General features: G+C 62.5%; 20 protein-coding genes and 1 tRNA gene. 11 read left to right on the top strand and 10 right to left on the bottom strand.

The window, feature by feature from the left end; translation table 11 throughout:
* The first annotated feature begins 35 nt into the window (after window positions 1-35).
* From ftsZ to lpxC, 3 genes are all read left to right on the top strand, one after another.
* Complete coding sequence (gene ftsZ, locus SB772_RS16500) at window positions 36-1232, top strand: cell division protein FtsZ (RefSeq protein ID WP_410834295.1); 1197 nt, start codon at window positions 36-38, stop codon at window positions 1230-1232.
* Window positions 1233-1480: 248 nt separating this feature from the next.
* The gene (locus SB772_RS16495; RefSeq protein WP_410834294.1) at window positions 1481-1984 is read left to right on the top strand and encodes a peroxiredoxin; all 504 of its coding nucleotides are present in this window, start codon (window positions 1481-1483) and stop codon (window positions 1982-1984) included.
* Window positions 1985-2273: 289 nt separating this feature from the next.
* Window positions 2274-3191: a UDP-3-O-acyl-N-acetylglucosamine deacetylase gene (lpxC, locus tag SB772_RS16490; RefSeq protein WP_085487919.1), complete on the top strand. Its 918-nt coding sequence runs from the start codon at window positions 2274-2276 to the stop codon at window positions 3189-3191.
* Window positions 3192-3271: 80 nt separating this feature from the next.
* Here lpxC and SB772_RS16485 read toward each other — a convergent pair whose 3' ends face one another.
* A complete protein-coding gene (locus SB772_RS16485; RefSeq protein WP_410834293.1) occupies window positions 3272-3757 on the bottom strand; it encodes a DciA family protein in 486 nt (161 codons plus the stop codon).
* 290 nt (window positions 3758-4047) lie between these two features.
* Between SB772_RS16485 and secA the strand changes: the two genes are divergently transcribed.
* From secA to SB772_RS16465, 4 genes are all read left to right on the top strand, one after another.
* Window positions 4048-6858, top strand: a complete 2811-nt coding sequence (gene secA, locus SB772_RS16480; RefSeq protein ID WP_410834292.1) for a preprotein translocase subunit SecA — start codon at window positions 4048-4050, stop codon at window positions 6856-6858.
* A gap of 151 nt (window positions 6859-7009) precedes the next feature.
* Complete coding sequence (gene argJ / locus SB772_RS16475; protein WP_410834291.1) at window positions 7010-8251, top strand: bifunctional glutamate N-acetyltransferase/amino-acid acetyltransferase ArgJ; 1242 nt, start codon at window positions 7010-7012, stop codon at window positions 8249-8251.
* 40 nt (window positions 8252-8291) lie between these two features.
* The gene (locus SB772_RS16470) at window positions 8292-9161 is read left to right on the top strand and encodes an ATP-binding protein (RefSeq protein ID WP_410834290.1); all 870 of its coding nucleotides are present in this window, start codon (window positions 8292-8294) and stop codon (window positions 9159-9161) included.
* Window positions 9158-9580 (top strand): NUDIX domain-containing protein, encoded by a 423-nt coding sequence (locus SB772_RS16465; RefSeq protein ID WP_410834289.1) that lies wholly within the window; start codon window positions 9158-9160, stop codon window positions 9578-9580. Before SB772_RS16470 ends, SB772_RS16465 begins: the two co-directional genes overlap by 4 nt.
* A gap of 73 nt (window positions 9581-9653) precedes the next feature.
* On the opposite strand, the gene yacG is transcribed toward SB772_RS16465, so the two are convergent.
* The 9 genes from yacG to SB772_RS16420 all read right to left on the bottom strand — a co-directional run bounded on the left by yacG (window position 9654) and on the right by SB772_RS16420 (window position 17808).
* A complete protein-coding gene (yacG, locus tag SB772_RS16460; protein ID WP_410834288.1) occupies window positions 9654-9851 on the bottom strand; it encodes a DNA gyrase inhibitor YacG in 198 nt (65 codons plus the stop codon).
* A 102-nt stretch (window positions 9852-9953) separates the two neighbouring features.
* Window positions 9954-10709 (bottom strand): cell division protein ZapD, encoded by a 756-nt coding sequence (gene zapD / locus SB772_RS16455; protein ID WP_091798841.1) that lies wholly within the window; start codon window positions 10707-10709, stop codon window positions 9954-9956.
* 229 nt (window positions 10710-10938) lie between these two features.
* A complete protein-coding gene (gene coaE, locus SB772_RS16450) occupies window positions 10939-11541 on the bottom strand; it encodes a dephospho-CoA kinase (protein ID WP_410834287.1) in 603 nt (200 codons plus the stop codon).
* 3 nt (window positions 11542-11544) lie between these two features.
* Window positions 11545-12486, bottom strand: a complete 942-nt coding sequence (locus SB772_RS16445; RefSeq protein ID WP_410834286.1) for a prepilin peptidase — start codon at window positions 12484-12486, stop codon at window positions 11545-11547.
* Between the two features lie 28 nt (window positions 12487-12514).
* Complete coding sequence (locus tag SB772_RS16440) at window positions 12515-13744, bottom strand: type II secretion system F family protein (protein WP_410834285.1); 1230 nt, start codon at window positions 13742-13744, stop codon at window positions 12515-12517.
* Complete coding sequence (locus SB772_RS16435) at window positions 13741-15033, bottom strand: GspE/PulE family protein (RefSeq protein WP_410834284.1); 1293 nt, start codon at window positions 15031-15033, stop codon at window positions 13741-13743. Before SB772_RS16435 ends, SB772_RS16440 begins: the two co-directional genes overlap by 4 nt.
* 130 nt (window positions 15034-15163) lie before the next feature.
* Window positions 15164-16468, bottom strand: coding sequence for an HlyC/CorC family transporter (locus SB772_RS16430; RefSeq protein ID WP_410834283.1), 1305 nt, complete (start codon window positions 16466-16468; stop codon window positions 15164-15166).
* Between the two features lie 232 nt (window positions 16469-16700).
* Window positions 16701-16777, bottom strand: a tRNA-Pro gene (locus tag SB772_RS16425).
* A gap of 38 nt (window positions 16778-16815) precedes the next feature.
* Entirely contained in the window at window positions 16816-17808 is a 993-nt protein-coding gene (locus tag SB772_RS16420) for a polyprenyl synthetase family protein (protein WP_410834282.1), read from the bottom strand.
* Window positions 17809-18046: 238 nt separating this feature from the next.
* On the opposite strand from SB772_RS16420, the gene rplU reads away from it, so the two are divergent.
* From rplU to proB, 4 genes are all read left to right on the top strand, one after another.
* Window positions 18047-18358, top strand: a complete 312-nt coding sequence (rplU, locus tag SB772_RS16415; protein ID WP_007180329.1) for a 50S ribosomal protein L21 — start codon at window positions 18047-18049, stop codon at window positions 18356-18358.
* Between the two features lie 25 nt (window positions 18359-18383).
* Window positions 18384-18647 carry a 50S ribosomal protein L27 gene (gene rpmA, locus SB772_RS16410; RefSeq protein WP_007180330.1) on the top strand — a complete coding sequence of 88 codons (264 nt, stop codon included), beginning with the start codon at window positions 18384-18386 and terminating at the stop codon, window positions 18645-18647.
* A gap of 222 nt (window positions 18648-18869) precedes the next feature.
* On the top strand, window positions 18870-19991 hold the full coding sequence (gene cgtA / locus SB772_RS16405; protein WP_410834281.1) for an Obg family GTPase CgtA: 1122 nt from the start codon (window positions 18870-18872) through the stop codon (window positions 19989-19991).
* A gap of 70 nt (window positions 19992-20061) precedes the next feature.
* Window positions 20062-21180 carry a glutamate 5-kinase gene (gene proB / locus SB772_RS16400; protein ID WP_410834280.1) on the top strand — a complete coding sequence of 373 codons (1119 nt, stop codon included), beginning with the start codon at window positions 20062-20064 and terminating at the stop codon, window positions 21178-21180.
* Window positions 21181-21244 lie beyond the last annotated feature (64 nt).

Below are 21244 nucleotides of genomic sequence, written 5' to 3'. Positions count from 1 at the left end.
GAGTGGCTGCAATTTTTTATCTTGACGGAGGCAACATGGAATTCCAGATGCTGGAAACCGAAACGAACGGCACCATCATCAAGGTGGTCGGAGTAGGTGGCGCTGGCGGCAATGCCGTTCAGCACATGATCAACAAAGGCGTGCAAGGCGTCGATTTCATCGTGATGAACACGGACGCCCAGGCACTGTCGCGTTCGCGCGCAACTGCGGTGATCCAGCTCGGCAATACGGGTCTTGGCGCGGGTGCCAAGCCGGAAATGGGCCGCGCGGCAGCAGAAGAAGCACGTGAGCGCATTGCCGACGCACTGCTCGGCGCGCACATGGTGTTCATCACCGCCGGCATGGGCGGCGGCACGGGCACGGGCGCCGCGCCCGTGGTCGCGCAGATCGCCAAGGAAATGGGTATCTTGACCGTTGGCGTGGTCAGCAAGCCGTTCGAATTCGAAGGCGGCAAGCGGATGCGCGTTGCAGAAGCTGGTTCGCAGCAACTGGAGGATCACGTCGACTCGCTGATCGTCGTTCTGAACGACAAGCTGTTCGAGGTGATGGGCGATGACGCCGAGATGGACAAGTGCTTCCAGTGCGCCGACGACGTTCTGAACAACGCAGTTGCGGGCATCGCAGAAATCATCAACGTCGACGGTCTGGTGAACGTCGACTTCGAAGACGTGAAGACGGTGATGGGCGAGCAAGGTAAGGCGATGATGGGCACGGCGACGGTTGCCGGCGTCGATCGCGCGCGTCTGGCCGCTGAGCAGGCTGTGGCCAGCCCGCTGCTGGAAGGTGTGGATCTGTCGGGCGCGCGTGGCGTGCTGGTCAACATCACGTCGAGCCGTTCGCTGCGTCTGTCGGAAACGCGCGAAGTGATGAACACCATCAAGAGCTACGCTGCGGAAGACGCTACGGTGATCTTCGGCGCGGTGTACGACGATGCAATGGGCGACGCGCTGCGCGTGACGGTCGTGGCAACGGGTCTGGGCCGTGCGGCGAAGAAGCAGCAATCGGCACCGATGACGCTGCTGCGCACCGGCACGGACAACCAGCCGATCAGCACGATGCAACACGCAGCGTACACACCGTCGCACGCCAGCACGGCCGATTACGGCGCGCTGGATACGCCGGCTGTGTGGCGCACGTCGCGCGATACGGCGGCTTCGCACGTGCAGGCGCTGCAGGAAAAGGGCGTCGATACGTACGACATTCCGGCGTTCCTGCGCAAGCAGGCGGACTGAGCGCACGAGCAGGCTTTCGCTGCGGCGCTGCGTTTCAGCGCCGGCAGACGAATGCACGAGCGTGGCGGGTGAACGGCGAACAGGCCGCGTATCGTCAGATTCGCGGCAAGGACAGGTGCCCTCTTCGGAGTCGCGAAGCGGAATGGGCGACTGTCGCCGGATGGCGGGGTCTTCAATCGGACAACGCTGCATTTCACTGCGACACGACAACGGGCGAGCGTGGTTTGCATCGATGCAAAGGACTGAGCATGATTCAGACAGGTGAAAGGCTACCCGACGCGACGCTCTTCGAGTTCGTCGAAGACGCGCGGGCGGGCTGCACGATCGGGCCTAACAGCTTCGACGTGCGCGAGCAGACGGCGGGCAAGCGCGTGGTGATCTTCGGATTGCCGGGCGCGTTCACGCCGACCTGTTCGGCCAAACATGTGCCGGGTTACGTCGAGCACGCCGAGCAGTTGCGCGCTCTTGGCGTCGACGAGATCTGGTGCGTGTCCGTCAACGACGCGTTCGTAATGGGCGCGTGGGGACGCGATCAGCACGCCTCGGGCAAGGTGCGCATGATGGCGGACGGCAGTGCGGCTTTCACGAAGGCGCTCGGTCTTGAGCAGGATTTGTCGGCGCGCGGCATGGGGATCCGTTCCCAGCGCTACGCGATGGTGGTCGACGACGGCGTGGTCAAGACGTTGAACGTCGAGGCTGCCGGCAAATTCGAAGTCAGCGATGCAGGGAGTATCCTCGCTACGTTGAGCTAGTTGCTATGCGTCTGCAGCCTTTGCCCTGAGTTTGCACGGTAAGCGCGTTGTAGCAGGGCAACGGACAATAAGACGCTTTTGTGACAGACCGTTACGCGGGCCGATGACCGGGAACGCCTCCGTTCCGGACATCGGCCCGTCACGCTTTCCCTGACGAGTGCCCATCGAGTAATGCAGCGAAACAGATTGATACGTTCCGCGCAAATACGCCCCTTAGGGTATTGGAGTATAATTCGTGCTATGGAATAAAAAGTCCCGATTGGGATTTTCAATCGAATAGAAGATCACCATGTTGAAGCAGCGCACTATCAAATCAATCGTCAAGACAGTCGGCATCGGCTTGCACTCCGGCCGCAAAGTCGACCTGACGCTCCGCCCGGCGGCGCCGGACACGGGCATCGTGTTTTCGCGCGTGGATTTGCCCACACCGGTGGATATTCCCGCGTCGGCAATGGCGATTGGCGACACGCGTCTGGCTTCTGTGTTGCAGAAAGACGGCGCGCGGGTGTCGACGGTCGAGCATTTGATGTCCGCGTGCGCGGGTCTCGGCATCGACAATCTGTATGTCGATGTCACCGCCGAAGAAATCCCGATCATGGACGGTAGCGCAGGGTCCTTCGTGTTTCTGATTCAATCGGCCGGTATTGAAGAGCAGAACGCGGCCAAGAAATTCATTAAGGTCACCAAGCCGGTCGAAATTCGCGACGGCGACAAGTTCGCGCGGCTCGACCCGTATTTCGGTTTCAAGCTGAAATTCACGATCGATTTCCGTCACCCGGCTGTCGATAAAACCGGTCAGGCGCTGGAAGTGGACTTTGCCAATACGTCGTACGTGCGGGAAATTGCCCGTGCGCGCACGTTCGGCTTCGCGCATGAAGTAGAAATGATGCGTGAACTGGGTTTGGCACGCGGCGGCAGCATGGATAACGCGATCGTGCTGGACGAGTACCGCATTCTGAATAACGACGGCCTGCGTTATGACGACGAATTCGTCAAGCACAAGATGCTCGACGCGATCGGCGATCTGTACGTGGTAGGCCATCCGTTGCTGGCGTCGTACACGGCGTACAAGTCGGGCCACGGCCTGAACAACGCGCTGCTGCGCGAACTGCTGGCCCATGAAGATGCGTACGAAATCGTCACCTTCGACGACACGCAAAAGGCGCCTCGCGGTTTTGCATACGAAACGCAGACGGCATTTGCGTGACGTCGTCACAGCTTCGGATGAATATTCCGAAGCGAATCGATCAAAAAATAAGCGGCCCAGATGGGCCGCTTATTTTTTGATCAGCGATTTCTCCGATGCCGCGCGGCCATTTTCGCCAGCGCCTCCTGCAACGGCGACGGCGCGAGCGATTCTGAAAGCGCGTGCAAGGCGTCCGCGCCAGCCGGCGTCATGCGCGCCTGCTTGACTGGCGGCGGTTCCCTGGCAGGCTGCGGCCGCACGCGAATTCTCAGCGCATTGACCGGCCAGCCGCGCTGCTGCAGATCCGCCAACAGCCGCGGTTCCATATGCCGCAGGCGCGCCGCCAGCGCGTTGTGTCCGGCAAACAGGGCCAGCACGCCTTCCTTGATGAAGCTCGGTTCGACGCTGGTTGCCAGATAATCGGGGAGCAACTCCCGCAGATCCTTTTCGAGCGCGGCAATCTGTTCGACGCCCGCGCGCAGGGCCGCGAACGCGTCGGTGCGATTGAGCACTTCGGCGACGGGCTGCGGGCGGCGCGCGTTGAACTGCTTGGACGGCGGCCTTGAAAAGGACGGAAAACGGCTCATGTTCGACGATGACGGCGGGTTCGCGCCCAATGCGCGTTCACGCCGCGATTGTACCGCGCAGGTTGCACGCGGGTCTGCCCAATGTGTACCGTCAGAGGGCGCTGCGGCGGGCTTCGGATGCGTTGCCGCCGTCGCGCTGCTGTCACAGGCGCGGGCGGGGGCGCGTGCTAAAATGCCCGATTCGAATTCACTCTTGGACTAAGCCGCCGAGGCATTTCCGACCCCGGAGCGCACGTGCACGAACTGCACGCCGCGAACCCAGCCGAAGCCGCGACGCAGACACCGATCCGATGACCACCGGTTTTCTACAGAAGATTTTTGGCAGCCGCAACCAGCGGCTAGTCAAGCAATATCAAAAGACCGTCGCGGCGATCAATGCGCTCGAGCCGCAGATCGAGCAATTGACGGACGATCAACTGCGCGCGAAAACGGGTGAATTCCGCCAGCGCATCGCGAGCGGCGAGTCGCTCGACAAGCTCCTGCCGGAAGCCTTTGCGGTCTGCCGCGAGGCCAGCAAGCGGACGCTGAAAATGCGCCACTTCGATGTGCAACTGATCGGCGGCATGGTTTTGCACTACGGCAAGATCGGCGAAATGCGCACCGGCGAAGGCAAGACGCTCGTCGCTACGCTGCCGGTCTACCTGAATGCACTGTCCGGCCGCGGCGTGCACGTCGTGACGGTCAACGATTACCTCGCGCAGCGCGACGCCGAATGGATGGCGCGTCTGTACAACTTCCTCGGTCTGTCGGTCGGCATCAATTTGTCGCAGATGGATCACGCCGCGAAACAGGCAGCGTACGCCGCCGATATCACGTACGGCACCAACAACGAATTCGGCTTCGACTACCTGCGCGACAACATGGTCTACGAGACCGACGCGCGCGTGCAGCGGGCGCTGAATTTCGCGGTGGTCGACGAGGTCGACTCGATCCTGATCGACGAAGCACGTACGCCGTTGATCATCTCCGGCCAGGCCGAAGATCACACCGAACTCTACGTGCGCATGAATGCGCTGCCGCCGCTGCTCGAACGCCAGATCGGTGAAGAGAAGGCCGACGGCACCGGCGTCGAAAAACCGGGCGACTACACGCTGGACGAGAAAGGCCGGCAGGTGTTCCTCACGGAATCTGGCCACGAAAAGGCTGAGAGATTGCTCGCCGAGTGGGGCCTGATCGGCGAGGGCGAGAGCCTGTACGCGCCGCAGAACATCACGCTGATGCACCACGTGTACGCCGCGCTGCGCGCGCACACGCTGTTCTTCAAGGATCAGCACTACGTCGTGCAAAACGGCGAAGTGATCATCGTCGACGAATTTACCGGCCGCCTGATGTCGGGCCGCCGCTGGTCGGACGGTTTGCACCAGGCTGTCGAGGCGAAGGAACACGTCAAGATTCAGAGCGAGAACCAGACGCTCGCGTCGATCACGTTCCAGAACTACTTCCGTATGTACGCAAAGCTGTCCGGCATGACCGGCACGGCCGATACCGAAGCATACGAATTCAACGAGATCTACGGTCTCGAAACGGTCGTGATCCCGACCAACCGTCCGCCGAAACGGATCGACAAGCAGGACCAGATCTACAAGACCGCGAAGGAACGCTACGACGCGGTGATCCGTGACATCCGCGATTGTTACGAGCGCGGTCAGCCGGTGCTGGTCGGCACGACGTCGATCGAAAACTCCGAGTTGCTGTCGCATCTGTTGAAGCAGACCGGTTTGCCGCATGAAGTGCTGAACGCCAAGCAGCACGCGCGTGAAGCTGAGATCGTCGCCGAAGCGGGTCGTCCGAAGCGCGTCACGATCGCCACCAACATGGCCGGTCGCGGTACCGACATCGTGCTGGGCGGCAACGCGGAAAAGCAGGCGTCCTTCATCGAACTCGACGAAACGATTCCTGCCGACGAGAAACAGCGTCGTATCCAGAAGCTGCATGACGAATGGCAAGCGCTGCACGATCAGGTGAAGGCCGCGGGCGGTCTGCACATCGTCGGCACCGAGCGCCACGAATCGCGCCGGATCGACAACCAGTTGCGCGGCCGTGCAGGCCGTCAGGGCGACCCGGGTTCATCACGCTTCTATCTGTCGCTGGAAGATCCGTTGCTGCGCATCTTCGCCGGCGACCGTGTGCGCGCGATCATGGATCGCCTGAAGATGCCGGAAGGCGAAGCGATCGAAGCAGGCATCGTGTCGCGCTCGATCGAATCGGCGCAGCGTAAGGTTGAAGCGCGCAACTTCGATATTCGCAAACAATTGCTCGAATACGACGATGTGTCGAACGATCAGCGCAAGGTGATCTACCAGCAGCGCAACGAATTGCTCGAAGCGAATGACATCACCGAAACTATCGGCGCAATGCGTCATGGCGTGATCAGCGATGTCGTTCACCAGTTCGTGCCGGCCGGCAGCATCGAAGAGCAGTGGGACGTGCCTGAGCTGGAGGAAGTGCTGCGTAACGAATGGCAGCTCGACCTTGCGATTCAGGAAATGATCAACGAGTCGAACTCAATCAGCGCGGACGAAATTCGCGAGGCGGTGCAGGCCGCCGCGGACGAAGCATACGAATCGAAGGTCGAGCAGGTCGGCCGCGAATCGTTCAGCGCGTTCGAGCGCTCGATCATGCTGCAAACGCTGGACCGTAGCTGGCGCGAGCATCTGGCGGCGCTCGATCATCTGCGGCAGGGCATCCATCTGCGCGGTTATGCGCAGAAGAATCCGAAGCAGGAATACAAGCGCGAGGCGTTCGAACTGTTCGCCGCGATGCTCGATGCCGTGAAGCTCGAAGTCACCCGCGTGGTGATGAACGTGCAGATCCAGTCGCCGGAACAGCTGGAGCAGGCTGCCGAGCAGTACGAAGAGCAGGGCAGCCACCTCGAAAACGTCGAGTTCCGTCACGCCGAATTTGCCGAAGCGGGAGCAGCAGCGCCTGCCGCTGTGGAAGCGGCCACCGCCGCGATGATTAGCGACGCGATGATCCACGGCTCGTCGCATGCGGCCGCGTCGGATATCGGCACGGAGAACGTGCCGAAGGTCGGCCGCAACGACCCGTGCCCGTGCGGTAGCGGCAAGAAGTACAAGCAGTGCCACGGTAAGATCGCGTAAACGCGAAGGCGGCGCGCTCTATGCGCGCCGCGTCGTTTTTCGCGGTGCTTTGCTGGTGATTTCGCGGTGGTTCGGCAGCACGCCCGAGCCATCAGTTTCCGATCCCTCGATGCCGGCGCTCTGCCGGCATTTTCTTCGACAGGTCGCGACCATGGCTGTCAATTTCCCCTCGATCGATCCCGCTCAACTCCATCCCGTCGCCGGCGTTACGCTAGGCTGGGCGGAGGCGAACATCCGCAAGCCGAACCGCAAGGACGTGCTGGTCATTTCCGTCGACGAAGGTGCGACGGTAGGCGGCGTGTTCACACAGAACCGCTTTTGCGCCGCGCCCGTCACGGTGTGCCGCGAGAGTCTTGAGCGTGTGCGCGCGGGCGGCAAGCCGATTCGCGCGCTGGTAATCAACACCGGCAACGCGAACGCGGGTACGGGCGAACCGGGGCTCGCGCATGCACGCGAAACCTGCGCGGAACTTGCGCGTCTGGCCGATATCGCACCGGAACAGGTGCTGCCGTTTTCGACAGGCGTGATTCTGGAACCGCTGCCGGTCGATCGTCTGAAAGCGGGTCTGCCGGCCGCGCTGGCCAACCGCAAGGCTGCTCACTGGCACGACGCCGCGCAGGCGATCATGACCACGGATACGCTGCCTAAAGCCACTTCGCGCCAAGTCACGATCGACGGCTACACGGTGACGCTGACCGGCATCAGCAAGGGCGCCGGCATGATCAAGCCGAACATGGCGACCATGCTCGGCTTCCTCGCGTTCGACGCCGCCGTGGCGCAACCCGTGCTCGACGCGCTGGTCAGGCACGTCGCGGATCGCTCGTTCAACTGCATCACAATCGACGGCGATACGTCGACCAACGATTCTTTCATCCTGATCGCGTCGGGAAAATCGAGCCTGCCGGCGATCACGTCAACCGATTCGCCCGCTTATGCAGCGCTGCGCGACGCGGTGACCGAAGTCGCCCAGACCCTCGCACAACTGATCGTGCGCGACGGCGAAGGTGCGACCAAATTCATGACGGTGCACGTGGAAGGCGGGTCGAGCGTCGGTGAATGCCGCCAGATCGCGTACGCGATCGGCCATTCGCCGCTCGTGAAAACGGCCTTCTATGCATCGGACCCGAATCTCGGCCGCATTCTCGCGGCCATCGGCTATGCCGGCGTGGACGATCTCGACGTCGGCAAGATCGATCTGTATCTGGACGACGTGCTGGTCGCGACGGCCGGTGGCCGCAATCCGGCCTATCGTGAAGAAGACGGCCAGCGCGTCATGAAAAAGAGCGAGATCGGCATTCGCGTCGTGCTCGGTCGCGGAAATGCGCAAGCCACGATCTGGACTTGCGACCTGTCGCACGACTACGTGAGTATCAACGCCGACTATCGTTCGTAATCAGGTTCATCACGCGGCGCCTTGCCGCTTACTCACAGCCATGGACAAACTCGAACAGTTTCTGACGCGCGCCGAAGCCGTGCTCGGCCGTCTGGAAGCGATGCTTCCGCCCGCCGAGCCGGATATCGACTGGTCGGCCGCGGTCGCTTTTCGCTGGCGCAAACGCCAGGGGCGCGGCTACCTGCAGCCGGTGCCCGCCATCTCGGCGATCACGCTCGACGACCTGCAAAACATCGATCGCCAGAAAGGTCTGATCGAGCAGAACACGCGTCAATTCGTGCACAGGCAACCGGCCAATAACGTGTTGTTGACGGGCGCGCGCGGCACCGGCAAGTCGTCGCTGATCAAGGCTTGCCTGAACGCGTACGCGAAAGACGGCTTACGTCTGATCGAAGTGGATAAAGACGACCTGCACGATCTCGGCGACATCGTCGACCTGATCGCGCAACGGCCGGAGCGCTTCGTGGTGTTCTGCGACGACTTGTCGTTCGAAGACGGCGAGTCGGGCTACAAGGCGCTCAAAGTTGCGCTCGACGGCTCGATCGCGGCGCAGTCGGACAACGTGCTGATCTATGCAACGTCGAACCGCCGCCATCTGCTGCCCGAGTACATGAGCGACAACGAAACGTACAAGCACATGGCCGACGGCGAAATCCATCCGGGCGAACTGGTCGAAGAAAAGATCTCGTTGTCCGAGCGTTTCGGGCTGTGGGTCAGCTTCTATCCGTTCAAGCAGGACGACTACCTGTCGATCATCGGCCACTGGCTGCGGCATTTCGGCTGCGATGACGCGGAAGTCGAAGCCGCGCGCGGCGATGCGCTGGTGTGGGCGCTGGAACGCGGTTCGCGCTCGGGGCGCGTCGCGTGGCAGTTCGCCCGCGACTGGTCGGGCCGGAAGAGCCAGGCATGAGCGACGCGCAGAAGAATGCCGCCGGGCGGCCAGTGACGGAAGTCGCCGTCGGCGTGCTGATTCAGCCGGACGGGCGCTATTTGTTGGCCCAGCGCCCGGCTGGCAAGCCGTACGAGGGCTATTGGGAGTTTCCGGGAGGCAAGCTGGAAACGGGTGAGTCGGTCGAGGCGGCACTCGCTCGCGAGTTGCACGAGGAATTGGGGATCGACGTCAAGGCGAGCCACCTGTGGCACACGCTTGAACACGATTACCCGCATGCCTATGTGCGGCTGTTTTTCTGCAAGGTGACGGACTGGGTCGGCGAGCCGCATGGGCGTGAGGGGCAGGCGTTTGTCTGGCAGGCCTTGCCCGCGGATGTTTCGCCGCTGTTGCCGGCGACGATTCCGGTGCTGGAATGGCTCGCGGCTGAGAAAAACTAGGAAGAATGGCGCGCGGTGGCGGGCGCTGCGCTAGCAGCGTCGGCTCGCGCGTTCATACATGCGGCCGGTGCGTCTAATGCGGGTTGTAATCGCCACCCGGCGAATCATCCGGCGGCGCTTCTTCGTCTGTGCCGCCGATCTTGTATTTCTCGGCGGCCCAGGCGCCGAGGTCGATCTGCTTGCAACGGTCGGAGCAGAACGGGCGGAAGCGGTTTTCAGGGGTCCAGCGGACATCCTTTCCGCAGGTGGGGCATTTGACGACAGTAGGCATACGGTCAGGCAGTTAATCGCAAACGGAACATGTCTCGAATATAGGGGCGTTTCCCGCCGCCTTAAAGGCACGGCCCCTCAGTGCGGTTTTACACGGCGAACGTTACAAGCTGCACAAGGTGAGCTGGAACGGCACGTCGACATCCACCGCACGCGGGCGCAAATCGCCGTCCTGCACGGTAAAGCGTACCCATAGCATGTACTTGTTGGCGCTTGCCTCGGGGATCACACGCAATTCGGGTGCCACCCGTACCTGCATCAATTGATAAGAACGGCCTGACAGCATTTGCTGATAGCTGCCCTGCATCGCCATCACCTTGGACGCCTGACCGGATTCGCGCGCGAGACGCAAGACGATCGTGGCTGCATCGCGCAGCGGCAGCAGGGGCGTCACCCACTTGGCGATGTCCTGGCGGCGCTGATCGGGATGGATCTGCTGCCAGGCATAGTAGGACGGCAAATCGAACTTGCAGGTGCCGCCCGGGATGATCGCGCGGCTGCGGATGCTGGCGAGCCATTCGTTATCTGCAAGATGCTGGCCGGTTTTACCCTGCATCTGCGACAGCCCCGCCAGAGTTTGTTCGATTTCGCCGAGAACAGCTTCGAGCGCGTTCTGCTCGATGCCAGGATTGCCACGGAACGGCGCCAGCGTCTGCCGTTGCCGCTCGAGTTCCTTCATCAGATCCGACTTCAGATCCGCGCGACCCGCGACTTCAGAGATTTCGAACAACGTGGTCAGTGCGACGTGATGTTCCCTGGCATCTTCCTGAGTCAGAAAGAACGTGAAGCGCTCGAACAGATCTTCGAGGCGCAAAAGCGTCCGGATTCGCTCGTTGAAGGGGTACTCGTAAAGGATCAAGCGGGCTCGCCTCGGGCGTGGTCGGTGACGGGAATGCAGAACATTCTAATGCCGTGAGACTACCCTAGCAATCACGCACTTTTTCAGTGCGCTTTTGCAACTTTTTTTGCGTGTTTCAGGTGGTTTTCGGCGTGCTTCGGCTCTCTCGTCGCTGCAAAGTTCCATGGTTCGCGCGGATACGTTTCCGTCACGTTCTCGTCACGTGCCGCTCACACGCGCGCATGGCCGCTCATGCGCCTGCGAGCGACAAATACATCCGATGCTGCGCGTCGACCTGCGCCGTGAGCGCATCGAGCGGCACGTCGTCGTTGTCGATCACGTCGTCGGCTGCGGCGAGGCGCGCTTCGCGCGTGGCCTGCCGGGCGATGATCGCCAGTACCTGTTCACGGCTGAACGCGTTGCGGCGCATCACGCGCGAGATTTGCGTTTCGACACTGCAATCGACTGTCAGCACGCGGTTCATACGGGTCTTCCAGCTACCCGACTCGACCAGCAGCGGGACGACCACGATGACATACGGTCCGCGCGCCTCGCGCTGCTCGCGCTCGGTCTCCGCGCGAATCAACGGATGCGTGATGCCTTCGAGGCGCTTGCGCGCGCCGTCGTCGCCGAACACCAGGGTGCGCATGCGGGCGCGGTCGAGCGAGCCGTCTGCCGCAACGAAGGCGTTGCCGAACTCGGCGGCGATCTGCGGCATCGCGATGCCTTGCGGCGCGGTGATGCGATGTGCGATCAGGTCCGTGTCGACGAGCGGCACGCCGTGCGCGGCGAACAGATCCGCCACGGTCGATTTGCCGCTGCCGATGCCGCCGGTCAATCCCACAGCAAACATGCTTCAGCCTCCTAAAGCCGGATAAAGCGGCGTGCCGAGAAACAGCGTAATAGCACCGCCCGCCGCCAGAAACGGCCCGAACGGCAGTGGTTCTTCGAAGCGCATGCGTCCGCGCCACGTCGCCGCGAGACCGACCACCGCGCCGGTGACTGCCGCGATCAGTACGATTTGCGGCAGCGCGGCCCAGCCGAGCCATGCACCGAGCGCGGCCAGCAGTTTGAAATCACCGTAACCCATGCCCTCGACACCGCGCACCAGCCGGAACAGCCAGTGCACCACCCAGAGCACCAGATAGCCGAAGATCGCGCCCAGCACGGCATCGTGCAGGCTCGCGAACATGCCGTTGAAATTGACGATCAGGCCTGCCCACAAGAGCGGCAGTGTCATTGAGTCCGGCAACAGGTGGGTGTCGATGTCGATCGCGCTCATCGCCAGCAGCGCGGCGCACAGGCCGAAGGCGGCGAGCGCCGTGCCGGTCGGTCCGTACAGCGCAAGCGCGCCTGCCGCACAGGCTGCGCTGGCGATTTCGAGCAACGGGTAGCGCAGGCTCACGCGCGTCTTGCATGCGGAGCAGCGCCCGCGCAGCAGCAGATAGCTCAGCACCGGCAGGTTCTCCCAGGCGCTCAGCACATGGCCGCAGTGCGGGCACGCGCTACGCGGTACCCACAAGTTGTAGCGCGCGGGCAGGCCGTCGTCTTCGAGTGGTTTCTCGGTGGCCTCGCTGACTTCCTCGCGCCATGCACGCTCGAGCATGATCGGCACGCGATGCACGACCACGTTGAGGAAGCTGCCGATCACGAGGCCGAACACGATCGCGAACGCGATCTGCAGGCCGGCAGGCAAGCTGCCGAACGCGAGGCCGAGACCTGTGGCGAAGTGGCCGGGCAGCAAGCCCGACAGCACGCTGGAAGAAGTTTCTGACACGAGCGGAAGGGTCGCCTGCATAACGAAAGAGTTGGATTCGGCTGCGATGCTACACCACGTTGCCGAGTTGAATAATGGGAAGATACATCGCGATCACAAGGCCACCGACCAGCGTACCCAGCACGATGATGACGAGCGGCTCGCATAAGCTTGACAGCGTGCCGATCTTTTCGTCTACCTGACGATCGGCGAGCGAAGCCACGTCGATCAGCATCGTATCGAGCGCGCCGGACTCCTCGGCAACCGCCACCGGCTGGACCACTTCCGGTGGAAAGCAGTGCGCGGCGCGCATCGCCGCGGCGAGTCGTTCGCCGCGGCGCAGCCGCGCGGCGATTTCCACGGTGGCGCGGTCGAAGGATGCATTGCCGGTGGCGTGTGTCAAAGAGTCGAATGCGTCGGCGAGCGGCGTGCCGGCCGACAGCAGTGTGCCCAACGCGCGGCTCCAGCGGGCTGCGCACAACGTGCCGAGCAGCGGACCGGCGACCGGCATTGTCAGCGATAGACGGGCGAAGGAGATGCGCGCCGCTTCGGAACGTCGTAGCAGAAACGTCATAGCCCAAGCCGCGGCGAAGATCATGACGAATACGGGCACGCTCCAGCGTGCGGCGGCGGACGACAGTGCCAGCACGAACTGCGTGGGTGCCGGCAGTTTCGCGCCGAAGCCGTCGAAGATCTGTTTGAAAGTCGGGACAACCCATATCAGCAACGCCGCGGTAATCGCAATCGCAAGCAACAGGATAGCGACCGGATAGGTTAGCGCCGCCCGTACCTTGGCACGCTGCGCGGCGGCCCGTTCGCGATCGTCGGCGAGCCGGGCGAGAACCGTTGCCAATGCGCCGGCTGCTTCGCCGACCTCGACGAGCTGGCAATACAGTGCATTGAACTGTGCCGGATGCCGCTGCAACGCCGCCGAGAACCGCAGGCCGCCGGCGATATCACGCGCCAGCGCGCCGACGATCCGCGGCATGCCAGGCTGGCGCGAACGCTGCGTTTGGGCAAGAAGGTCGAGCGCAGGCGCGAGGGGCAAACCGGCGCGTAGCAGACTGGCAAGCTGGCGGGTGAATGTCGTGACGTCGGCGGCGCGCGCTGTGGGACGCGGCGCCGGCCCGCGTGCCGTCAGTTCGACGATGAACAGATTGTCGCGCTTGAGCATCGCTCGCGCGGCGCCGACATCCGGTGCAATGAGCGCGCCGTTTTTTTGTACGCCGTCGGCGTCGACGCCGCGCCATCTGAAGCGCAAATCGACTGCCGCGGGCTGAGGAGATGTGACCGTGCTCATGCGACCTCGGTAGCGGCAAGTGCTTCCGCGAGACTCGTGGTGCCGTCGCGCACCCGGGCCAGCGCCGCGTCGCGCAACGTGGCCACCCGTTCGGTTTGGGCGAGACGTGCAAGTTCGTGCGTGCCCGCGCTCGCCACCATCAGCTCACGCATCGCATCGGAGACGGGCATCACCTGGTGAACCCCGACGCGGCCCCGGTAGCCGATGCCGTGGCAGGCCGCGCATCCGGTGGAGGCATACGGTTGCCAGCCGTCGAGTTGGTCGTCGGCAAAGCCCGCTGCTCGCAGCGCCGCAGCCGATTGCGGCGCCGGTGCGCGGCACGCCGTGCAAAGCCGCCGCACCAGCCGTTGCGCCGTCACCATCCGCAGCGCGGCGGCGAGGTTGTACGGCTCGACGCCGATGTCGATCAGACGCGCGACAGCAGCCGGGGCGTCGTTCGTATGCAAGGTGGACAGCACCAGATGGCCGGTTTGCGCGGCCTTCACGGCGACGTCGGCGGTTTCGTAGTCGCGTATCTCGCCGACCATGATCACGTCCGGGTCCTGACGCAGAAACGCGCGCAACGCCACCGCGAAGGTCAGCCCGGCCTTTTCGCGCACGCTGACCTGATTGATGCCGGCCAGCTGGATTTCGGCCGGGTCCTCGACCGAACACAGATTGCGCGCCTCGTCATTGAGCAGTTGCAGAAAGCAATACAGGGACAGCGTTTTGCCGCTGCCGGTCGGGCCGGTGACGAGCACGAGGCCGTGCGGCGCGCGGATCGCCGCTTCCGCGGCTTCGCGCTGTTGCGGGTCGAGGCCGAGCGAGTCGAGCGAAAGATCGGTGGGCAGCGCGTCGAGCCTGCGTAACACCAGCTTTTCGCCGAACAGCGTAGGCAGTGAGTTGACGCGATAGTCTTCGGTCCGGCCGGGCGACGTGGCGATACGCAGCCGCCCGTCCTGCGGGACCCGCCGCTCGGCGATGTCCATCCGCGCCAGCACCTTCACGCGCGTGATGAACGCGTCGCGCAGATGTGCCGGTGGCGCAGGGATCTCGTGCAGCACGCCGTCGATCCGCAAACGCACGCGCCAGCCATGCTCCGCCGGTTCGATGTGCAGGTCAGAAGCGCTGCGGCGAGTTGCTTCCTGCAGCGTGTCGGTCAGCAGCCGAACGGCAGGGGCGTTGTCAGGATCGGCGAGGCTTGCACCGGCGTTGGTCGCTAGCGCGTTGGGTTTCGGTTTGGCCGCGCCTTCGTTATCGAAAGCGATGGGCCGCAGCGCCGAAGCCGCCGGCTGAAAAGATGTTTGCATGGGGGATCGGCGATGAGCCGCCTGTAGTACACAACGACTCCATCATCCGGTAAGGCGGCGCTCGCCACCATTCAGCCGAGCGGCTAATGGCGCGCGCTGCGCTCGTATGCGATGCTGCCGCGTGCAGGCATCAACCGCGCGCTGCTTTGCCGGCCTTCGCACCTGAGCGCGTCGGTGGCTTGAACAGCTTGACCGTGCGGATCGCCTGATCGTCGCTGCGCATCACTTCGAGTTTCACCTCGCCGATCTGCACGCACACGTCGCCATCGGGAATGTCTTCGAGAATTTCGAGGATCAGGCCGTTGAGTGTTTTCGGTCCGTCGGTGGGCAGCGTGAGTTGAAGCCAGCGGTTCAGTTCACGCAACGGCATGCTGCCAGCGACGATACATTCGCCATTCTCGTTCCAGCCGCCACGCGAATTCGCGCCCCGGGGAATCGACGTGGTGAATTCACCGATCAGTTCTTCGATGATGTCTTCCGGCGTGATCAGCCCTTGCAGCTCACCGTATTCGTTGACGACCAGCGCCGTGCGATGACGGCTCTCCTGGAAGTACTGCAATTGCTGGAACACCGGCGTACCGGACGGCACGAAATACGGCTCGGCCAGCAGTTCGCGCAGCGTCTCGCGCTCGAGCTCCTGGTTGTGCAGCGCTGCGAGGGTCTTGCGTACGTGCAGCACGCCGAGCACACGGTCGATATCGCCTTGATAGACGATCAGTTTGTTGTGATAGCAGGTTTCGAGTTGATGCAGGATCTGCTCGAACGGCGCGTCGAAGTCGAGCGCTTCGATCCGGCGGCGCGGAATCATCACGTCGTCGACGGAAATATTTTCGAGGTCGAACAGGTTCAGCAGAATGCTGCGGTGCTTGGTGGGCATGAAGCTGCCCGATTCGAGCACGATGGTGCGAAGCTCTTCGGTGGAAAGCCGTTGATCGTACGCGCCCTTGGTATTGATGTGCAGCACCCGCAAGATGGTGTTCGCGAACAGATTGACGAACCAGACGAGCGGCCTGGCGACGCGCATCATCGGCGCGATCAGCAGACTGGCGGGCAGCGCGATTTTTTCCGGGAACGTCGCGCCGACGATTTTCGGCGTGATTTCCGCGAACACGATAATCAGAAACGCGACGATGCCCGTCGCGATCGACAGCACCAGGTTGTTACGGCCGAACGTGTGCAGCGCGATCGAGGTGGTGAGCACCGGGATGATCGTGTTGAACAGATTGTTGCCGATCAGGACCACGCTTAACAGCTGGTCGGTGTGCGCGAGCAGACCCTGAGTGGTCTTCGCGCCGAGCGCGTTCTGATTGGCAAGATGTTTCAGGCGATGGCGGTTGATTGCCATCATCGCCGTTTCGGAAATCGAAAAGAAACTGGAGCAGACGAGCAGCAGAAAGACGGCGCCAATCTGCGCCCATAAGGGAAGTTGTTCCACGCGTCGTGAACGATAGGGGACAGGATGGAGAGAATATAGCAGAGGGGGCGGCGCCAGCCGCCTGGCCGGGAAGGCTTGAGGCCGCGGGTAGCGCGCTTGCGTGCGGTTTCGCGGCGTTTTCAGTTTTCAATAAGCTGCGCGAGACGCGCAAAATCGCGACCCAAAAACAAAAAACCGCCGAGCAAGCTGGGCGGTTTTTGGTTTTTCAAGCCTTGAGCTAACAAGGCAAATCTGGTCGGGGTGAGAGGATTCGAACCTCCGGCCTCTACGTCCCGAACGTAGCGCTCTACCAGGCTAAGCTACACCCCGATTTGTACTGCTGGACTCCTACGGTGTTTCAGTCTCGTTCAAGACTGTCTTGCCGTCGAGTAAGAGCATAATTCTAGCAGGCTATCTTTGAAATTGGAATCGGGAAACGAAGAAATTGCGGCGGCAGCTGCCTGGGCTTCCTGTTTCGCGCATTCGAGCGTGTGATCCAGCGCGCCAGAACGCGTGATGGCTTCGAAAATCGTATCGAAACGATCCGTGCCGCCTTGTTCGATCGCCTCGCGTGCGAGCGCCGATTGCTCCGGTGTGCCGCGTTCGATCAGATAGATCAGCGGAAGCGTGGGTTTGCCTTCGCGCAGATCGTCGCCGGCATTCTTGCCCATCGATTCCGCCGTGCCTGTGTAGTCGAGCCAGTCGTCCATGATCTGGAACGCGGTGCCGATGCGCCGGCCGAATTCCGCCGCGGCGGCTTCGGTCTTCGCGTCCGAGCCGGCCAGTACCGCGCCGAGCTGGGCGGCGGCTTCGAACAACTTGGCGGTCTTGTAGCGGATCACCTGCATGTAGCGCGCTTCGTCCACGTCGGCGTCGTGCATATTAAGCAGTTGCAGGACTTCGCCTTCGGAGATGATGTTGGTCGCTTCCGACAGAATCTCCATCACGCGCATCTTGCCCACGCCGACCATCATCTGGAACGAGCGCGAGTACAGGAAGTCGCCGACCAGCACGCTTGCCGCGTTGCCGAACAGCGCGTTGGCGGTCTGCCGGCCGCGCCGGAGATCGGATTCGTCGACCACGTCGTCGTGCAGCAGTGTGGCCGTATGAATGAATTCGACCACCGCGGCCAGTTCATGCCGATGCCCGGTGGTTTCGCCCAGCGCGCCCGCTACCAGCAGCAGCAGCGCGGGCCGCAGCCGTTTGCCGCCGGCGCTGATGATGTACTCGGAGATCTGATTGATCAGCATCACGTCGGACGCCAGACGGTGCCGGATGACGCGATTGACCTGCTGCATGTCTTCGGCAATCGGAGCTAGCAGGCTGGCGGCGTTGGAGGAGGGGGTGGCAGTCGACGACATGATGGCTGAATTGGGTAGTGCCGCGAATTATAAGGCGAATCGCAGCAGTTCCGGGTCGCCGGCTACGGCGCGGTGCGATGCGGGTTGTGGCAAGGCCGCGCGCCGGGACTGACGGCGAGTTGCCGGGGTGCGCTCGCGGCACCTCTCAACGAGTTTTGACCGCGCAGCTAACTCTATGTATAATCACGGGTTTCCGCGCGCGGTGCGTGGAAAAAATGAATACAGAGTGAGGTTCTCAATGTACGCGGTCATAAAAACCGGTGGCAAGCAGTATAAAGTTGCTGTCGGCGAAAAACTTAAAGTAGAACAGATACCGGCAGACATTGACGCTGAAATCACGCTCGACCAGGTTCTCGCAGTGGGCGAAGGTGAATCGATTAAGTTCGGTACGCCGCTGGTCAGTGGGGCTTCCGTCAAGGCTACCGTCGTGTCGCAAGGTCGTCACGCAAAAGTGACCATCTTCAAGATGCGTCGCCGGAAGCACTACCAGAAGCATGGCGGCCACCGCCAGAACTATACCGAACTGCGCATCGACGCGATCAACGCGTAAGCGCAACGGTTAAGGAGCAAATCAAATGGCACACAAAAAGGCAGGCGGATCGTCCCGGAACGGCCGCGACTCTGAATCGAAGCGTCTCGGCGTGAAGGTTTACGGCGGTCAAGCGATCAACGCTGGCGGCATCATCGTGCGTCAACGTGGCACGCGTATGCATCCGGGCGAAAACGTCGGTATCGGCAAGGATCACACCTTGTTCGCGCTGACGGACGGCCACGTCAATTTCTCGACGAAGGGCGCAGCGAAGAAGCACATGGTCAACGTCGTCCCGGCAGCAGTCTGAGATTAGTCAGGCACGGGCTTCAGGACCGGAAAAAGGCCCCGCGAAGTTCGCGGGGCCTTTTTTATTGCAGCGTATTGTTGCCCAATTCAATTGCCGCATTCCGGCGCACCTATGCCGTTCGGTCGATTGATCGTCGCGCGGCGGGCGCGGCAAAATAGCGGCATCCGATAGCTTTAAATCTAGCAGCACCATCTGGCAGTACACCACGGGACGGAGTTACGCATGAAGTTCATTGACGAAGCGAGGATTGAAGTCATCGCCGGCGACGGAGGGGATGGCAGCGCGTCGATGCGCCGCGAGAAATTCGTTCCGTTTGGCGGCCCGGATGGCGGCGACGGCGGGCGGGGCGGCAGTGTGATCGCGGTCGCGGACCGCAACATCAACACGCTGATCGACTACCGTTACGCGAAGAAACATTTGGCGCGCAACGGCGAAAACGGCCGCGGCGCGGACTGCTACGGCAAGGGCGGCGACGACATCACACTGCGCATGCCGGTCGGTACCACCATCACCGATATGGAAACCGGCGAGCTGATCGCCGATTTGACCGAGCACAACCAGAGCGTGCAGATCGCCCAAGGCGGTGCGGGCGGTCTTGGCAATCTGCATTTCAAATCCAGTACGAACCGTGCGCCGCGCCAGAAGACGGACGGCAAGCCGGGCGAGCGCCGCATGGTGCGCCTCGAATTGAAGGTGCTGGCCGATGTCGGTTTGCTCGGCATGCCGAACGCCGGCAAGTCCACCTTTATCTCCTCGGTGTCGAACGCGCGGCCGAAGATCGCCGATTACCCGTTCACGACGCTCGCGCCGAATCTCGGCGTGGTGCGCGTTGGGCCGAGCCGTAGCTTTGTGATCGCCGATATTCCTGGCCTGATCGAAGGCGCGGCGGAAGGCGCCGGCCTCGGTCACCAGTTCCTGCGCCACTTGCAGCGTACGGGCCTGTTGCTGCACATCGTCGACCTCGCGCCATTCGACGACGCGGTCGATCCGGTCGCGGAAGCCAAGGCCATCGTCAACGAGCTGCGCAAGTATGACGAACTGCTGTATGAAAAGACGCGCTGGCTGGTGCTGAACAAGCTCGACATGGTGCCGGAAGACGAGCGTGAAGCGCGCGTCGCTGCGTTCCTCAAAGGCTTCGGCTGGGACGGTCCAGTGTTCGAAATCTCGGCGCTGACCGGCCAGGGTTGTGAGAATCTTTGCTACGCGGTGTTCGACCACATCGCCGCGCATTCGGACGCGCAGCGTGCGGCCGAAGCTGAAGACCTCGCCGCGGACGTGCGTTTCCGCGAAAAACCGGAAGCGCCGGCCGCTGCGGCATCGGACAGCGCCGACCCGCAGGAATAACAAGCCTGAGCGCCGGCACCTGTGAGGGCAGCCGGCAGACATCACGCGTCATCTTGGGAGACCGCGCACAATGCGTTCCGTCATCGCAGATTCACGGCGATTGGTAGTGAAAGTCGGATCGAGCCTCGTCACGAATGACGGGCGCGGCCTCGATCATGCTGCGATCGGCCGCTGGGCCGCGCAGATTGCCGCACTGCGCGCGCAGGGCAAGGAAGTGGTGCTGGTCAGTTCAGGAGCCGTTGCCGAAGGGATGCAGCGGCTCGGCTGGACCAGGCGGCCGCGCGAAATCGACGAGTTGCAGGCGGCCGCGGCCGTCGGTCAAATGGGTCTTGCGCAGGTCTACGAAAGCCGCTTTGCCGAGCATTCGATTCAAACCGCGCAGATTCTGCTGACTCACGCCGATCTGGCTGATCGCGAACGCTATCTGAACGCGCGCTCCACGTTGCTTACGCTGTTACGTTTGGGCGTCGTGCCGATCATCAACGAGAACGACACAGTCGTTACCGACGAGATCAAGTTCGGCGACAACGACACGCTGGGTGCGCTGGTCGCGAACCTGATCGAAGGGGATGCGCTCGTCATCCTCACCGATCAGCAAGGGCTTTTCACCGCCGATCCGCGCAAGGATCCGAACGCAACGCTGGTCCAGCAAGCCGATGCCGGTGCGCAGGAACTCGAAGCGATGGCAGGCGGCGCGGGCTCGAGCCTCGGCCGCGGCGGTATGCTGACCAAGATTCTCGCGGCCAAGCGCGCGGCGCACAGCGGCGCCAATACGGTGATCGCGAGCGGTCGCGAAGCGGATGTGTTGTCGCGGCTCGCCTCGGGCGAAGCGATCGGCACGCAGTTGATTGCGCGCACCGCGCGGATGGCGGCGCGCAAGCAATGGATGGCGGATCACCTGCAGGTGCGCGGCCATGTCGTGATCGACGACGGCGCGGTCGAGAAACTGACAGAAGGCGGCAAGAGCTTGCTGCCGATCGGCATCGTCGGCGTGCAGGGCGCGTTTGCACGCGGCGAAGTGATTGCGTGTCTGAGCGTCGCGGGGCGGGAAGTCGCGCGCGGTCTGACGAACTACAGCAGCGCGGAAACCAAGTTGATCCAGCGGCGTCCGAGCGGCGATATTGAATCGGTGCTCGGCTACATGCTGGAGCCGGAACTGATCCATCGCGACAACCTCGTACTGGTCTGATCTACCGACAAAGGCACGCGCAGCATACAAAAAAGCCGTTCCAGCGTGAACTGGAACGGCTTTT

The organism is Paraburkholderia sp. SIMBA_030 (assembly GCF_046535245.1).
GTDB lineage: Bacteria > Pseudomonadota > Gammaproteobacteria > Burkholderiales > Burkholderiaceae > Paraburkholderia.
The sequence above is the reverse complement of the archived record's forward strand: the minus strand, read 5'-3'. Positions and strand labels throughout refer to the sequence as shown.

What these genes read in the sequence shown, in the direction of transcription:
- SB772_RS16485 (WP_410834293.1), bottom strand. Translation starts at nt 3,757, where the DNA reads ATGAGCCGTTTTCCGTCCTTTTCAAGGCCGCCGTCCAAGCAGTTCAAC.
- SB772_RS16445 (WP_410834286.1), bottom strand. Translation starts at nt 12,486, where the DNA reads ATGCAGGCGACCCTTCCGCTCGTGTCAGAAACTTCTTCCAGCGTGCTG.
- SB772_RS16435 (WP_410834284.1), bottom strand. Translation starts at nt 15,033, where the DNA reads ATGCAAACATCTTTTCAGCCGGCGGCTTCGGCGCTGCGGCCCATCGCT.
- proB (WP_410834280.1), top strand. Translation starts at nt 20,062, where the DNA reads ATGCGTTCCGTCATCGCAGATTCACGGCGATTGGTAGTGAAAGTCGGA.
- SB772_RS16420 (WP_410834282.1), bottom strand. Translation starts at nt 17,808, where the DNA reads ATGTCGTCGACTGCCACCCCCTCCTCCAACGCCGCCAGCCTGCTAGCT.
- coaE (WP_410834287.1), bottom strand. Translation starts at nt 11,541, where the DNA reads ATGTTTGCTGTGGGATTGACCGGCGGCATCGGCAGCGGCAAATCGACC.
- rplU (WP_007180329.1), top strand. Translation starts at nt 18,047, where the DNA reads ATGTACGCGGTCATAAAAACCGGTGGCAAGCAGTATAAAGTTGCTGTC.
- SB772_RS16465 (WP_410834289.1), top strand. Translation starts at nt 9,158, where the DNA reads ATGAGCGACGCGCAGAAGAATGCCGCCGGGCGGCCAGTGACGGAAGTC.
- secA (WP_410834292.1), top strand. Translation starts at nt 4,048, where the DNA reads ATGACCACCGGTTTTCTACAGAAGATTTTTGGCAGCCGCAACCAGCGG.
- argJ (WP_410834291.1), top strand. Translation starts at nt 7,010, where the DNA reads ATGGCTGTCAATTTCCCCTCGATCGATCCCGCTCAACTCCATCCCGTC.
- SB772_RS16470 (WP_410834290.1), top strand. Translation starts at nt 8,292, where the DNA reads ATGGACAAACTCGAACAGTTTCTGACGCGCGCCGAAGCCGTGCTCGGC.
- SB772_RS16495 (WP_410834294.1), top strand. Translation starts at nt 1,481, where the DNA reads ATGATTCAGACAGGTGAAAGGCTACCCGACGCGACGCTCTTCGAGTTC.
- SB772_RS16440 (WP_410834285.1), bottom strand. Translation starts at nt 13,744, where the DNA reads ATGAGCACGGTCACATCTCCTCAGCCCGCGGCAGTCGATTTGCGCTTC.
- yacG (WP_410834288.1), bottom strand. Translation starts at nt 9,851, where the DNA reads ATGCCTACTGTCGTCAAATGCCCCACCTGCGGAAAGGATGTCCGCTGG.
- lpxC (WP_085487919.1), top strand. Translation starts at nt 2,274, where the DNA reads ATGTTGAAGCAGCGCACTATCAAATCAATCGTCAAGACAGTCGGCATC.
- cgtA (WP_410834281.1), top strand. Translation starts at nt 18,870, where the DNA reads ATGAAGTTCATTGACGAAGCGAGGATTGAAGTCATCGCCGGCGACGGA.
- ftsZ (WP_410834295.1), top strand. Translation starts at nt 36, where the DNA reads ATGGAATTCCAGATGCTGGAAACCGAAACGAACGGCACCATCATCAAG.
- rpmA (WP_007180330.1), top strand. Translation starts at nt 18,384, where the DNA reads ATGGCACACAAAAAGGCAGGCGGATCGTCCCGGAACGGCCGCGACTCT.